The organism is Microbacterium hydrocarbonoxydans, from assembly GCF_023715885.1.
GTDB classification, from domain to species: Bacteria; Actinomycetota; Actinomycetes; order Actinomycetales; family Microbacteriaceae; genus Microbacterium; species Microbacterium hydrocarbonoxydans_C.
This window is the reverse complement of record NZ_JAMBOY010000005.1, coordinates 230,795-245,329: the sequence shown is the minus strand read 5'-3', so window position 1 is coordinate 245,329 and position 14,535 is coordinate 230,795. Positions and strand designations below refer to the sequence as shown.

General features: G+C 69.8%; 9 protein-coding genes. 4 read left to right on the top strand and 5 right to left on the bottom strand.

What is annotated here, in order from left to right; translation table 11 throughout:
• Nucleotides 1-15: 15 nt before the first annotated feature.
• The 4 genes from M3195_RS14470 to M3195_RS14455 are packed head-to-tail and all read right to left on the bottom strand — an operon-like array spanning nucleotide 16 to nucleotide 6,408.
• Nucleotides 16-3,252, bottom strand: a complete 3,237-nt coding sequence (locus tag M3195_RS14470) for a GH92 family glycosyl hydrolase (RefSeq protein ID WP_251588627.1) — start codon at nucleotides 3,250-3,252, stop codon at nucleotides 16-18.
• Nucleotides 3,249-4,181: a carbohydrate ABC transporter permease gene (locus M3195_RS14465; protein ID WP_251588626.1), complete on the bottom strand. Its 933-nt coding sequence runs from the start codon at nucleotides 4,179-4,181 to the stop codon at nucleotides 3,249-3,251. Before M3195_RS14465 ends, M3195_RS14470 begins: the two co-directional genes overlap by 4 nt.
• Nucleotides 4,178-5,104 (bottom strand): carbohydrate ABC transporter permease, encoded by a 927-nt coding sequence (locus M3195_RS14460; protein ID WP_251588625.1) that lies wholly within the window; start codon nucleotides 5,102-5,104, stop codon nucleotides 4,178-4,180. Before M3195_RS14460 ends, M3195_RS14465 begins: the two co-directional genes overlap by 4 nt.
• A gap of 2 nt (nucleotides 5,105-5,106) precedes the next feature.
• Entirely contained in the window at nucleotides 5,107-6,408 is a 1,302-nt protein-coding gene (locus M3195_RS14455) for an ABC transporter substrate-binding protein (protein WP_251588624.1), read from the bottom strand.
• A gap of 213 nt (nucleotides 6,409-6,621) precedes the next feature.
• Between M3195_RS14455 and M3195_RS14450 the strand changes: the two genes are divergently transcribed.
• Nucleotides 6,622-7,932 carry a glycoside hydrolase 5 family protein gene (locus M3195_RS14450; protein WP_251588622.1) on the top strand — a complete coding sequence of 437 codons (1,311 nt, stop codon included), beginning with the start codon at nucleotides 6,622-6,624 and terminating at the stop codon, nucleotides 7,930-7,932.
• 13 nt (nucleotides 7,933-7,945) lie between these two features.
• Here M3195_RS14450 and M3195_RS14445 read toward each other — a convergent pair whose 3' ends face one another.
• A complete protein-coding gene (locus M3195_RS14445) occupies nucleotides 7,946-8,977 on the bottom strand; it encodes a LacI family DNA-binding transcriptional regulator (protein WP_251588620.1) in 1,032 nt (343 codons plus the stop codon).
• Nucleotides 8,978-9,145: 168 nt separating this feature from the next.
• Here M3195_RS14445 and M3195_RS14440 point away from each other — a divergent pair, with 168 nt between their 5' ends.
• The 3 genes from M3195_RS14440 to M3195_RS14430 all read left to right on the top strand — a co-directional run bounded on the left by M3195_RS14440 (nucleotide 9,146) and on the right by M3195_RS14430 (nucleotide 14,513).
• A complete protein-coding gene (locus tag M3195_RS14440; protein ID WP_251588617.1) occupies nucleotides 9,146-12,145 on the top strand; it encodes an alpha-mannosidase in 3,000 nt (999 codons plus the stop codon).
• Between the two features lie 88 nt (nucleotides 12,146-12,233).
• Complete coding sequence (locus M3195_RS14435) at nucleotides 12,234-12,644, top strand: MmcQ/YjbR family DNA-binding protein (RefSeq protein ID WP_251588615.1); 411 nt, start codon at nucleotides 12,234-12,236, stop codon at nucleotides 12,642-12,644.
• Between the two features lie 363 nt (nucleotides 12,645-13,007).
• Nucleotides 13,008-14,513 (top strand): HNH endonuclease signature motif containing protein, encoded by a 1,506-nt coding sequence (locus M3195_RS14430; protein ID WP_285886030.1) that lies wholly within the window; start codon nucleotides 13,008-13,010, stop codon nucleotides 14,511-14,513.
• The last annotated feature ends 22 nt before the right edge of the window (nucleotides 14,514-14,535 follow it).

Sequence of the window (14,535 nt, the reverse complement as noted above, 5' to 3'; positions counted from 1 at the left end):
GCGGGCTCCAGCCCGTCAGCCCAGATCGAAGAGCTCGAGCTGACGCACGGTGACCTCGGCCTCCGCCCGCACGCGGAGCGCCGAGGTCACGGTGCGTGCGGCGAGGGTGAAGGGCGTCGTGCGGTCGGGTGGGAGCTCCGTCTCGGCGGTGACGGCGATCCGCTCCCAGCCGCTCGTCGTCGCGGCCTCCCAGACGAGCGCGGTCGAGGATGCCGCGGCCACCGTCGTGACCGAGACGTCACTGACCGCCCGCGCCTCGGCGAATCGCCAGCCGATCCACTCGCCCGGGTGCAGCGCGACCCCGTCGGCGCCGCCCGGGTCGCCGTCGTCGAACGCGCGCTCCGCGTGGCGGACGCCCTCCGACGCGAGCGGCACACCCTCGATCGCCGTGAGGTCGGGGCGCCACGGCGCGGCATCCGTCTCCGTGATCTCTCCGAGCCAGCTCTCGGGATCGTCGTCGAACACGAAATCCAGCACGATGTCGGCGGGGGCGGAGCCGGCCAGGGCGTCGACGGGCAGCTCGGCTGTGGCGAGTGGGATGCCGTCGAGCCGGGCCTCACGCAGCACGTGCGCGCCCCGCGAGCTGCGGTGGGACCGGATGCGCAGGGTCGACCCGTCGCCGCGGTCGATGCGGACGTCGTCGAGCAGCGGCGAGCCGATGCGCAGCACTCCCGAGGCGAGTTCGAGCGGATAGAGTCCGAGCGCGGCCCACAGCCACCACGCGCTCATCTCGCCGTTGTCCTCGTCGCCGGGAAAGCCCTGCCCGATATGCGCGCCGGCGAACAGGCGCGCGGCCAGCTCGTGCACGATCTCGGCCGCCCGCCACGGCTGATCCGTGAACGCGTACATGAGGGGGATGTGGTGCGCCGGCTGATTGGAGATGCCGCACATACCGGCGCGCACAGCGCGGGCCTCCCTCTGCTCGTGGATCACGGTGCCGTACGCCCCGCCGAACCGCTCATCGGCGGTCTCGGTCTCGGCGAACAGCGCGTCGAGGTGCTGCCGCAGTCCGGCCCGACCGCCGTAGAGGTCGGCCAGTCCGTCGCCGTCGTGCACCGCGCCGACCGACATGCCCCAGGCGTTCGTCTCGATGTTGTCGCCGCCCCAGGTGCGCGGGTCGAAGGGCTCGGACGAGAACGCTCCCCGGTCGTCGCGGCCGCGGAAGAACCGTGTCTCGGGGTCGAACAGCGCGCGGTACGACAGCGCACGGTTCGCGAAGTAGCGGGCGAAGGCGCGGTAGCGCGCGGCATCCGTCGTCGACGTCTGCGGGTCGGACGCGAGCTGCGCGGCGAGGTGGCCGAGGGCGGCGTCGCTGACGGCGTTCTCGATGCTCCAGCTCATGCCCTCCGGCACGGCGGATGAGATGTACCCCGTGAACCGACCCCGGTCGATGCCCTTCCGGCCGCGACGCGCGTCCGGCCCGGGCTCGCACGCGTTGCGCCAGCCGCTCTCGAACGCCGCGCGTCGATCGAACCCGACGCCCCAGCGCGCGGCATCCGCGAAGATCTGGTCGCTCGACGTGCCCACCATGCTGTCGACGTACCCCGGCGCGCTCCACCGCGCCATCCATCCACCACGGCGGTACTGCGCGAGCTGTCCGTCGAGCAGTCGCCCGGCGAGCGCCGGATCGAGCAGCGCGAGGCCCGGCCATTCGGTGCGATACGTGTCCCAGTAGCCGTTGTTGACGACGAGCTCACCCGAGACGACCGGCGCGCTCGTGCGCGTCTCGCCGAACGGCTCGCGCGCTGTGAATACGTCGGCGAAGGCGGACGCAGTGGCGTCGGCAGATCCGGTCTCTTCGGCGGCCGTGTTCGGATACAGGTGCATGCGGTGCAGGGCGGCGGCGATCCGCGCCCGGACCTCCTCGTCGGCGAGCGCGCGATACGGTGCGTCGGCGTCGGATTGGGGTGGGATGGTCACGCGGCCGAGCAGCCGGTTCCAGGATGCCGCGGCCTCGCCGCGCAGCTCGTCGAACCCCATCGCGCAGTCGAGCTCGAGGGCGAGAGCGCGCTCGGCCTGCTCGATCGACAGGAACGACACGGCCACGCGCACCTCGAGCGATCCGCGACTAGCGACGAAGCCTGCGACCCGTCCGCGATCGGCGTCGTCGAGGCGCCCGCGCTCGGCCGCGCCCTCGACCACCCGGCCGGCGAAGTAGCAGCGCGGCGCGTTGCCCCACTCCTCGGAGCCCTCGGGGATCCAGCCTCTGAAGCCGTCGGCATCCATCTCGTCGAGGCGTCCCTCGTCGGTCAGCTGGTCGATCACGAACCCCACGCGCTCATCGGCGTCGCCGCTGCGGACGCGGAATGCGGCCCCGTGCACGGTCGCCGTCATCTCGGCGCGGATGCGGCTGCCGTGCCCGTCGGCGAGCTCGGCGGTGTACTCGTGCGGCCTCGCGCGTTCCGACCCGGCGACGATCCAGCGACGGCGGGTGGCGTGCTGCGACGCCGGGGCACCGGAGAACGGCATGAGCTGCAGCACCGAGCGATCGCCGATCCACGGGCTCGGCTGGTGCGAGAACTGCAGCGCCTCCAGGCGTCGGCCCTGCGGGTCGTCGTGCACGAACGGGCGGTACGGCCAGCGTGCGTCGGCGGCGTCGGTCGCCGGGGTCACGAAGGTGAAGCCGTGCGGGCGCGCCACCGCCGGGATCGTGTTGCCGCGTGAGAAGCGGTCACCCGAGTGCGTGCCACGACGCGTGTCGACCCGTTCGACCGGAGGGAGATCGGAGGCCGCGGCGACGCGCTCCTCGACGAGCACCTGGACGAATCCGGTCACCCGCGCGGGCAGAGCCTCGCTGCCGACGAGCGATTCCGCGCCGAGCACGACCTCGACCGTGCCGCGTCGCCCGGCGAGCGGAGCGAGCGAGACGGTGTCGGCGTTCCACTGCTCGGGCATGCTCCAGCGCGCGGCGAACTGCGCCTCCGGGGTGACCGCGAAGCCGTAGCGGTCGCGCACCGCGGAGTCGTCGGCGAGGCGGCTGCCGTCGTCGAGCCGCACGTCGACCGACACGGCGAGCGCGGCGTGCGGCGCGAGCGCGGCATCCGCTCCGTCGGCGTAGAAGGCCCAGTGCAGGACCGTGTCCTCGGTGATCGTGATCGTGATCGCGTCGACGTCGGGCATGTCGACGCGCTTCTCGCCACCGGCCGGGTCGAAACTGAACGCGAAGACCGGTGCGGGGAGCACTCCCGACAGCGGTCGCGAGGACGGCGGGTCGACCGGCCCGCGGTCCGGGGTGAGCTGCGGGGAGCTCACCCCTTGACCGCCCCCTCCTGCACGCCCTTGAAGAAGAAGCGCTGCGTGAACGAGAACATGATCACGATGGGCACGAGGGCGATCATGGTGCCCGCGGCGATGAGCCGCGGGTCCACGGAGAAGCTGCTGTTCAGGTAGGCCATGCCGACCGTGAGCGTGTACTTCGACGGGTCGGACAGCACGATGAGCGGCCAGAGGTAGTCGTCCCACGCGCCGATGAAGGCGAAGATCGCCACCACCGAGACCATGCCTCGGATGTTCGGCCACACGATGTGGCGGATGCGCTGCCAGGTCGTCGCACCGTCGACCGTCGCCGCGTCGAGCACGTCCTTGGGGATCATGCGGCACGCGGTCGCGACGAGCAGCACGTTCATGGCGCTGATCGCTCCGGGCAGGAACACGCCCCACAGGGTGTCGGCGAGGCCGAGCGCGCGGATGGTGAGGAAGTTGCTCGTCACGGTGACCTCGCCGGGGAAGAGCAGGGTCGACAGCAGGATGCCCATGACGATCCACTTGCCGCGGAAGCGCATGCACCCCAGTGCGTAGCCCGCGAAGGTCGCCAGCACGACGTTGCTGATCACGGTGCCGACCGACACGAGCAGCGAGTGCCAGGCGTAGAGGTAGACCGGCACGATGTCGGCGACGGTCGCGTAGTGGCCGAGCGTGGGCTCACGGGGGATGAGGTTCGGCGGGAAGGAGTAGATGTTCTCCTGCGGCCCCTTGAATGAGGTGGACAGCTGCCACACGAACGGGCCGATCACGAGGAACAGCACGAACACGAGCAGGGCGTACCGGCCGATCAGCCCGCCGAGCGTCGGCTTGCTGAAGTCTCCCGAACCACGGCGGCGGAAGATGCGCTCGCGCGACGGCGGCGCGGCATCGTCTGCCGTGCGCTCGTCTTCGGTGCGGGGCCGGGCCAGGATGCTCATGCGGAGACCTTCGCCTTCTTCTCGCGATTCATGAAGGCGATCGCGGCGAGCGGGATGAGGGTGAGGAGGAACAGCGCCACGCTGATCGCGGAGGCGTAGCCGATGTTGCCGTTGAGGCCCGACCCGACCTGGCGGATCAGCATCACGAGCGATATGTCGTAGCCGCCCGGGCCGCCGGTGCTCTTCGACAGCACGTCGAGCTCGGCGAAGACCCGCATGGCCGAGACCGCGATGAGCACCGAGATGAGCAGCATCGCGCCGCGCACCGAGGGGATCGTCACAGACAGGAACCGGCGGAAGGACCCGGCGCCGTCGAGCATCGCCGCCTCGTGCAGCTCCTTGCCGACGTTCCCGAGCGCGGCGAGGTAGACGACCATGTAATAGCCGAGGCCCTTCCACACCGTGAGCAGGATGGCGCAGCCGAGCAGCAGCCAGCGGTCGACGAGGAACGCCACCGGCTTGTCGACGACACCCAGGAACTCGAGCGTCTGGTTGATGATGCCGCGGCTGTCGAACAGCCAGGTCCAGATCAGGGCGACGACCACGACGGACGCGATCACCGGGAAGTAGAAGGTGGTGCGGAAGAACGAGATGCCCGGCAGCTTCTTCTGCACGAGCAGGGCGAGCAGCAGCGGCAGGATCGTCAGCAGCGGCACGCACACCACCACGTAGATGAGGCATGTGGTGAGGGCGTTCCAGAACATCTCGTCGCCGAACATGCGCTCGTAGTTCGCGCCGCCGACGAACTCGGGCGTGCGCAGCGGTTTGGCGTCGGTGAAGCTCAGGACGACGGTGTTGAGGAACGGCCAGAGTGCGAACACCAGCACCCAGATCACGGCGGGGGCGAGCAGGAGCCAGGGCGTGAACCACCGATGCGAGGTGATTCCGCCTACCCGTTTCCGGATGCCGGTGTCCGCACTCATGCTTACTGGTCCACCCGGTTCGCGTTGGCGTACTCGACGATCTTGTCGAGCTGCGTCTTCGGATCTGCTTCGCCGTTGATGGCGAGCGCGATCTGCTGAGTCATGTACGTTGCCATGTCGGACGTCCACTGGAACGGGATCGCCTTGGCATCCTGCATCGCGGTGAACACCGTGTCGATCGCGGCGAGCTGCTTCGGGTCGGTGACCGACGATGAGATGTTCTCGACCACGGTGTCACCGCCCGAGGCGGTGCCCGGCGCGGTGCCGACGGCGAGCGACGAGAACGCGATCTGGTTCTCCTCGTTCGTCACGAACTCGGCGAACGCGAGAGCCGCCGACTTGTTGTCGGAGTCGGCCGAGACGTTCAGCCCCTGCACGTACAGGGGAGGGATGCCGAGGCGCGGCGTCGCGACCGTGTTCTCGAGGAGCGCCGGGGCGTCCTTCTGCAGGTCCGTGGTGAAGCCGGTGCCGCCGGTGGTGAAGGCGACCTTCTCCTGGATGTACGCCTCGGCGTTCCCGCCGTAGTCGCCGGTCAGGGCTTCGGCGGGCATCGCACCGGCGGCGTACGCGTCGGCGTAGGCCTGGATGATCTCTGCGGCCTCGTCGGTGTTGAAGACGAACTCGCCCTCGTCGTCGATGACCTCCATGCCGGCCGATGTGAACGTGTCGAGCGCGGGGATCGACGACAGCAGCTGCACCTTGCCGCCCGACTCCGACGCGACGTCCTTCGCGAGGGTGAGCAGTTCGTCGACCGTGGTGGGCAGGTTGTCCTCCGTGACGCCGTAGGGCGCGAGCTGCGCGAGGTTCCACCACGAGGCGTCGCTGGAGAGGTACCAGGGGAGGCCGTAGGTGCCGTCGACGCCCGGGTACTGGCTGTACGACTCCCACGCGCCGGTGTTGTACGCGTCCTTCAGGTCGGCATCGGCTTCGTTGACATCGAGGAGCTTGCCGGCGGCGACGAGCGGGTAGGCGATGTCCGGCGGCAGGTTCAGCACGTCGGGCAGGGTGTCGGCGTTGGCCTGGCTGAGGATCTTCTCCTGGTAGCCGTCGCCCGGCTGGTCGAGCCACTCGACAGTGACGTCGGGGTGCTCCTCCTCGAACGCGTCGATGATGTCCTCGAAATACGGGGTGAACTTCTCGTTCTTGAGCGACCAGGTCTGGAACTGGATGGTTCCGCTCAGCTCCCCGGAGGTGTCGATCGGGCCGGAATCGCTCCCGCCGCCCCCGCCTCCCGTGCAACTCGTCAGCGCCAGGACGCCGATGCTGAAGGCTGCCACCGTGGCAATGCGTGTCGGAACTCTCATCGTGCTTCTTCCTCGAGGCGGGCGATAGGGCGCGGGTCCAGTCATCGGACTACAGCGCTTTAGCAGATAAAACCATCCGAAACGTCGCGTGTCAAGGCTTGCTCTAGCGGTCGCATGCCGTCACTCAGGCGATGGTATGCGCGATGTTGCTCAAGCGTTATAGTGGTCCGATCCCGTCCTCGCCGGAGGACACCGTCGGAAAGGTCCGGATTCATGACGCAGCGCGGCGCCCTCGATGCTCCCCTGAGGTTCGGGGCGAATTACACGCCGTCGAAGGACTGGATGCACTCCTGGCTGGACTTCACCCCCGACGACGTGCGTCGCGACTTCGCGGCGCTCGCCGAGCTCGGGCTGGATCACGTCCGGGTGTTCCCGCTGTGGACGGTGCTGCAGCCGAACCGCACGTTCATCCGCGCCAAGGCCGTCGACGACGTGCGGGCGATGGTCGACATCGCCGCGGAGTTCGGGATGGACGCGAGCGTCGACGTCATCCAGGGGCACCTGTCGAGCTTCGACTTCGTGCCGTCGTGGCTGTTCACGTGGCACGACAAGAACATGTTCACCGACGCCAGGGCGCTCGACGGTCAGGTCGCGCTCGTCGACCGCCTGGGTCGTGCGCTCGGCGACGCCCCCAACTTCCTCGGGTTGACCCTCGGCAACGAGGTCAACCAGTTCTCCGCGCATACCCACCCGTCGCCCTGGCCGGTGACGCAGGACGAGGCGGGGGGATGGATCGAGGCCCTGCTGTCGGCCGCCGAGCAGGCGGCCCCCGGCCTGCCGCATGTGCACAGCGAGTACGACGCCGTCTGGTACATGGACGGGCACGGCTTCACGCCTGCGCACGCGTCGCGCCTCGGCGCCATGACGACCATCCACTCCTGGATCTTCAACGGCACCGCGCAGCGGTACGGCGGGCGATCCGTGGCCTCCGACCGGCACGCGGAATACCTCATCGAGCTCTCCCGCGCGTTCGCGACCGACGGCGATCGACCGATCTGGCTGCAGGAGGTCGGGGCGCCCTCGAACTGTCTGGCAGACGACGAGATGCCCGGGTTCCTCGAGGCGACGGTGCGCTCGGCGGCGCGCACCGAGAACCTGTGGGGCATCACCTGGTGGTGCTCGCACGACGTGAGCCGCGAGCTCGGCGACTTCCCCGAGCTGGAGTACTCCCTCGGACTCGTCGATCAGGCGGGCGCGGCGAAGCCGATCGGCCGTCGCCTCGCCGAGCTCATCCCCGAGCTGCGCCGGCGCACCGCGGCGCCGACGCGCGACACCGCGATCGTCGTCGAGGTCGACGAACGCGAGGTGCCGGTGAGCAGGGCCGCCCTCAGCCCCGGCGGCGCGGTGTTCCAGGCGTGGGTGGACGCCTGCACGAGCGGACTGGACCCCGCTCTGGTCACGTCGGTCGACGCACTCGATGCGGCGGCGCTCGACGCCCGCGGCATCCGGCATCTGATCCGTCCCGATCTCGCCGCGAGCGGGGTGGAGCGCTACGGCTCGGTGAACACCGTCGTGCAGGCCTGAGGCGATCGCCCGGTCAGTTCGTGGGCGCCGGCGGAGCCGTGCTCTCGCGCACCGTGAGCGTCGGCGTCGGCCCCTCGACGCTCGGCAGGTTCGCGCCCGCCTCGATCTGCTGCAGCAGCAGGGTGGCGGCGCGTTCGCCGAGTTCGAACGTGTCACGCGTCATCGCGGTGATCGACGGGTTGATGAGCCCGGCGATGACGGAGTCGTCGAACGACGCGAGCGAGACATCGCGCGGCACGCGGCGGCCCATCTCCTGGGCGACCCGGAGTCCGGCCACGGCCATGACGTCGTTGTCGTACACGATCGCGGTCGGGCGCTGCCGCCGGGCGAGGAGTGTGCGCGTCACGGCCGACGACCGCGCGGGGGAGAAGTCGGTCGTGATGACCTCGCCCGCGATCCCGTCGGCGGTCATCCGCTCGAGCACCTCGGCACGCAGTCGCGTGTGCTCGAGCTCGGCAGGCCCCGCCACGTAGGCGATGCGCTCGTGGCCGAGAGCCGCGAGGTACGAGAAGAGGGATTCCGCCACCGCGTCGTCGCCGATCCACACGCTGGGCACCGCGCCCTCGGGCGACGGCTTCGAGCCGATCATGACGGCGCGGGCGTCGAGAGCGGTGATGCGCTCGCCGCGGGGGTCGTCGTCGCGGGGGTCGATGAGGATGATGCCGTCGACCTGATTGGACGAGCGCCACTGCCGGTGCACCTCCATCTCCTCCGCGATGCCGCTGACGAGCCGCAGCTGCAGACTGACCTTGCTCTCGGAGAGTCGCGACTCGATGCCGGCGATGAGGTCGGTGAAGAACGCCTCGGAGCCGAGGGAGCGGGCGGGGCGCGCGAGGGCGAAACCGACCGTGTTCGCGCGGGCGCCGACGAGGGCACGCGCCGCGGAGCTGGGCTGCCAGCCGTTCTCCTCGACGATCGCCAGGATGCGCTGCCGCGTCTCCTCGCTCACGCCCGGACGGCCGTTGAGGGCGAACGAGACCGCGCCGGGCGAGACGCCGGCCATGCGCGCGATATCGGCGATCGTGACGCGTTTCGCCGGGCTCATAGTCCCTCACCCTACTTGATCGGTTTAGCCCGCAGGAAGAAGTGGCGACACCGGAAGGACACGGATGCTAGATCGCTTTAGTAAATCCGATAGCATCGTCGGACGGCAGCGCATTCCCCCTCGCCGTCACCCCGCCCCCTCTCACCGTCGAGCTCGGAGACTGACCCAATGCATGACGACACCTCGCTCACCGTCGGCCGCGTCAAGCGCGTCCTGGAAGAGCGGATCCGACCCGCCATCCACTCGGCCTCCGTGCCGCTGGAGATCGCACAGCACGAACTGCCCGGGGAGCCGATCGCCCCGACCGAGGGACTCGCCCTCGACTTCGAGCCGGCCGCGGTCGGCGAGATGTGGGGTCCGGCTTGGGGCACCACCTGGTTCCGCCTCACCGGCAGCGTGCCGGCGGAGTGGGCCGGCCGCCGGGTCGAGGCCGTGATCGACCTCGGTTTCGACATCAACATGCCCGGGTTCCAGTGCGAGGCGCTCGTCTACCGCCCCGACGGCTCTCCCGTGAAGAGCATCAACCCGCGCAACCAGTGGGTCCCGATCGCGCAGACCGCCCGGGGCGACGAGCCCGTGGAGCTGTACCTCGAGGCGGCCGCGAACCCGGTGCTCCTCGACTACCACCCCTTCCTGCCCACGCAGGAGGGCGACATCCGCACCTCCTCGAAGGAGCGGCTGTACCGCTCGCGGCGGATGGACCTGGCCGTCTTCGAGCAGGAGGTGTTCGACCTCTCCCTCGATCTCGAAGTGCTGTACGAGCTGCAGGCCGAACTCGCGCCGACATCGCCGCGGCGCATGCGCATCCTGCAGGCGATGGATGACGCGCTCGACGTGCTCGACCTGCAGCGCATCGCAGAGACGGCATCCGACGCCCGCGCCCGTCTCGAAGGCGTCCTCGCCGCGCCGGCCGAGGCGAGCGCGCACCAGATCTCGGCGATCGGCCACGCGCACATCGACTCCGCCTGGCTGTGGCCGGTGCGCGAGACGATCCGCAAGGTCGCGCGTACGACCTCGTCGATGACCTCGCTGATCGAGGAGCAGCCCGAGTTCCAGTACGGCATGTCGAGCGCGCAGCAGTACGCGTGGCTCAAGCAGCACCGCCCCGAGGTGTGGGAGCGCGTCAAGGCCGCCGTCGCAGACGGGCGCTTCCTGCCGCTCGGCGGCATGTGGGTCGAGTCCGACACCGTCATGCCGTCGGGCGAGTCGCTGGTGCGTCAGTTCGCATACGGTCAGCGATTCTTTGAGCGCGAGTTCGGCATCCGATCGAGGGGCGTCTGGCTCCCCGACAGCTTCGGATACTCGCCCGCGCTGCCGCAGCTCATGCGTCGCGCCGGATTCGCGTGGTTCTTCACGCAGAAGATCTCCTGGAACCAGCAGAACGTGTTCCCGCACCACAGCTTCCTGTGGGAGGGCATCGACGGCTCGCGGATGTTCACGCACTTCCCGTCGATGGACACCTACAACTCGCAGTTGAGCGGCATGGAGGTCGCGAAGGCCTCCCGTCAGTTCAAGGAGAACCGCGTCTCGTCGCGGTCGATCGCCCCGGTCGGCTGGGGTGACGGCGGTGGCGGCACGACACGTGAGATGACCGGCAAGGCTGAGCGCCTGCGCGACCTCGAGGGCAGCGCGCGCGTCGAGTGGGAGCATCCTGACTCCTTCTTCGAGAAGGCGCGCGCCGAGATCGCGAACCCCGCGGTCTGGGTCGGCGAGCTCTACCTCGAGCTGCACCGCGGCACGCTCACCAGCCAGCACGCGACGAAGGCGCTGCACCGCTGGGCGGAGCACGCGCTCGTCGAGGCGGAGCTCTGGGCGGCCACGGATGCCGTGCGCACCGGCGCCGCGTACCCGAAGGGCGAGATCGACCGGCTGTGGGAGACCGTGCTGCTGCACGAGTTCCACGACATCCTCCCCGGCACCTCGATCGCCTGGGTGCATCGCGAGGCCGTCGAGGTGCTGACCGGCGTGCTCTCGGATGCGCAGGACATCGCGGATGCCGCGCGGCGGTCGCTCGCGGGCGAGGGCGATCGCGAGCTGCGGTTCACGCCGAGCTCCGTCGGCGCAGGCTCGGGTCGCGCGCTCGGTGCGGCCTGGGTCGCCGAACCGGTTGCCGCCCCGACGTCGCTCACGGAGGAGGCCGGCGGCTGGCGCCTGGAGAACGACCTCGTGTCGGTGCTCGTATCGGGTGAGGGCCTGATCGTGTCGGCGGTCGACAAGGCCACAGGACGAGAGGCCGTCGCCGAGGGACGTGCCGCGAACCTCTTCCAACTGCACCAGGACTTCCCCAACATGTGGGACGCGTGGGACATCGACCGCTACTACCGCAACAGCGTCACCGACCTGACCGAGGCGGCGTCGATCTCGGCGTCCGTCGTCGACGGCGCAGCCGTGGTGCGGGTGGTGCGCGAGTTCTCGCAGTCCCGCATCGAGCAGACCATCGTGCTGGCCCCGGGGTCGCGCACCGTGCACCTGCGCAACGATGTCGACTGGCACGAGACCGAGAAGCTGCTGAAGCTCGCCTTCCCGCTCGACGTGCAGGCGTCGCACACCGAGGCCGAGACGCAGTTCGGCTACCAGGCGCGCGTCACACACACGAACACCAGCTGGGAGGCTGCGAAGTTCGAGGCGTCGATGCACCGTTTCGTGCTCGTGCGCGAGCAGGACTTCGGGGTCGCGCTCGTCAACGACTCGATCTACGGTTACGACACGTCGCGCGATGTCGAGGGTGATGCCGTCACCACGACCGTGCGCCTGTCGCTGTTGCGGGCGCCGCGGTTCCCGGATCCCGACACGGATCACGGGCCGCATCAGATCGAGATCGGGTTCGTGATCGGAGCGGATGCCGAGATCGCCACCGCTGAGGGCATCGCGCTGAACTCCGTGCCGACGGTCGTGCGCGGTGCGCGCGAGGTGGAGCCGCTCGTGTCGGTGCAGGGAGAGGGCATCGTCGTCTCGGGCGTCAAACTCGCCGACGACGGGTCGGGCGACGTGATCGTTCGGCTCTACGAGGCGCTGGGTCGCCGAACGACGGGGTCGCTGACCGTCGGGTTCGAGCACGCTGAGATCCGCGAGGTGTCGCTCATCGAGGATCCGCTGGAGGATGCTCGCGTGGGTGGCGAGCTGTCGCTGCGACCGTTCGAGGTGCGGACGCTGCGCATCGCGCGCTGAGCCGTCTCCCCGCACGCGTGTGTGAGCTTCACGCGTGCGTGTGTGACGGGCTGTTGTGGCGACCGCTCTGCGGGAGGACGATGGCGACATGGCGACCATCGACGACGTGCGAGCGATCGCGCTCGCGCTCCCCGGTGTGACCGAGCGGGTGGGCGGCCACACCGGGGAGCCGGCGTGGCGGTTGTCGAGCGGCCAGATCGCGTGGATCCGTGGTCCCCGCGCGGCCGACCTGCGGCAGCTTGCCGCGCTCGGAGCCGCGTGGCCGGAGGGCCCGGTGCTCGCCGTGCGGGTCGGCAGTCTGGCGGAGAAAGAGGCTTTACTCGCGGCCGAGCCCGGCATCCTCTTCTCGATCCCGCATTTCGACGGCTACTCCGGGCTTCTCGTGCGGCTGGATGCGATCGATCGCGACCGCCTCGCGGAGCTCATCGCCGACGCCTGGCTCGTGCGGGCCCCGGTGCTGGTGGCGAAGCGGTGGCTCGACGAGCGCGGACTCGCCTAGCCCGAGGTCTACCCTCCGTTGTTGCTCCGATCCCGGGTCGTTGCGCGAACGGACCTCCTTCGAGGGTCGTTGAGCGAGCGGAGCGAGACGAAACGTGGTGGGGTTCCGGTCGTTGAGTGAGCGGAGCGAGACGAAACCCACCCCATCGGTCGTTGGGCTAGCGGAGCGAGACGAAATGTGGTTTCGTGTCGGGTCGTTGAGCGAGCGGAGCGAGACGAAACGCGGTGAGGTCTCTGGTTCGTTGAGGCCTTCTCCCCTCGCCGTTCGCACCGTGTTCCGGTGTTTTGGAATACGCCTCTGACCTGGTCCGTTTCTGGTGGTTTCACCCGCGTGAATGTCGGTGGCCCGGGGTTGGATGAGGGTATGACCCACCCCGCCGACGTACTCGCTCAGGTCGCGTGCGACCTGGATGCGGTGCTGTCCGACGACACCCTGGCGGGGTTGTCTGACACGGATCGGGTGCGGGTGTTGCAGGCGGCGGGTGCGGTGTTGCGGCGGGTGGAGGCGGTGGTGGTGGAGACGCTCGGGTCGACGAACCCGGTCGATCTTGCGCACGGGGCGGGGTGTCGCAGCGCGCAGGAGTTGGTGCAGCGCGCCCTGCTGGTCGATGGGGCCGGTGCGGGGCGGGTGGTGAAGGCGGCGGGGCTGGTGCGGCGGGAGTCGAGCCTGGTGTCGGGGGAGTGGTTGCCGGCGCGGTGGCCGGCGGTGCGGGACGCCCTGTTGGACGGGGTGATCGGGGTGGCGGGGGTGGTGGCGGCGACGGGCCCGGTGGAGCGGATTCATGACCGGATCGGGGCGGAAGAGCGGTTGGCGGCGGATGCGTTCCTCGCCGATACCGCCCGCGGCCGTCACGACGAGGACGACGCTGGTGACCTCGAAGACGAGGACGATGAGAGCACAGGTGTGTCGGGGGAACCGGCGCGGGGTCCGGGGGTGTTGCCGGAGGATCTGGGGCGGGTGGCGCAGCAGATCGCGGTGGTGTTGGACCCGGACGGCCCCGAGCTGGACGACCAGTACGCACTCCAGCGTCGCGGCCTGACGATCGGGCGCCTGCACCAGGGTCTGCACCGGATCACCGGGCACCTGCTCCCGGATGCGGCAGCGCAGCTGCAGGCGGTACTGGATGCGATGCTCAACCCGAAAGTCGACGGCCCACCCCACCCGACCGGGGTGAGGTTCACCCCGTCGCCGGGCGAGGACGGGAACACGGCGAATGGTGCTGGTGCCGAGTCGGGTGATGCCGTCCCGCTGGATCCGTGGAACTCTGATCCGCGTGCGGTGGTCGATTCCCGCACGCACGCCCAGAGACGTCATGACGCGTTCGCGGCGGCGGTGGGGATCGCGGCCCGACACCAGGACATGCCGTCCCTGGGTGGGGCCGCGCCGACGCTGGTCGTGACGGTCGATGCGACAGACCTAGCGGGGAACACCGGGCGGGCGCGGCTGCCCGGGTCGGATGCCACGATCCCCACCACGGCGGCCGCGCACACGGCGTGCTCCGGGGTGATCCAACGGGTGGTGGTCGATCAGGGAAGGATCGTGGGGATCACCGTCACGGACCGGGTGTTCACCGTGCATCAGCGGCGGGCGATCATCGCCCGCGACACCGAATGCCTCATCCCCGGCTGTCATGTTCCGGCGGCGTGGTGCGAGATCCACCACGTCACCGAACACGCCCGCGGCGGGCCGACCTCCACCGACAACGGCGTCCCGTTGTGCTGGTGGCACCACCGCTCCCTCCCCACCTCCGGGTGGGAGATCCGCATGAACAACGGCGTCCCCCAGGTCCGCGGACCCGCCTGGTGGGACCCCACCCGACGATGGCACACCCCCACCCACAGCGCTCCACCACTGGCCAGGTCGGCATGATGCGTGTGCGCCGGCCACTCGT

Coding starts and splice junctions, on each gene's coding strand:
- M3195_RS14445 (WP_251588620.1), bottom strand. CDS start 8,977: ATGAGCCCGGCGAAACGCGTCACGATCGCCGATATCGCGCGCATGGCC.
- M3195_RS14435 (WP_251588615.1), top strand. CDS start 12,234: ATGGCGACCATCGACGACGTGCGAGCGATCGCGCTCGCGCTCCCCGGT.
- M3195_RS14455 (WP_251588624.1), bottom strand. CDS start 6,408: ATGAGAGTTCCGACACGCATTGCCACGGTGGCAGCCTTCAGCATCGGC.
- M3195_RS14450 (WP_251588622.1), top strand. CDS start 6,622: ATGACGCAGCGCGGCGCCCTCGATGCTCCCCTGAGGTTCGGGGCGAAT.
- M3195_RS14460 (WP_251588625.1), bottom strand. CDS start 5,104: ATGAGTGCGGACACCGGCATCCGGAAACGGGTAGGCGGAATCACCTCG.
- M3195_RS14465 (WP_251588626.1), bottom strand. CDS start 4,181: ATGAGCATCCTGGCCCGGCCCCGCACCGAAGACGAGCGCACGGCAGAC.
- M3195_RS14440 (WP_251588617.1), top strand. CDS start 9,146: ATGCATGACGACACCTCGCTCACCGTCGGCCGCGTCAAGCGCGTCCTG.
- M3195_RS14430 (WP_285886030.1), top strand. CDS start 13,008: ATGACCCACCCCGCCGACGTACTCGCTCAGGTCGCGTGCGACCTGGAT.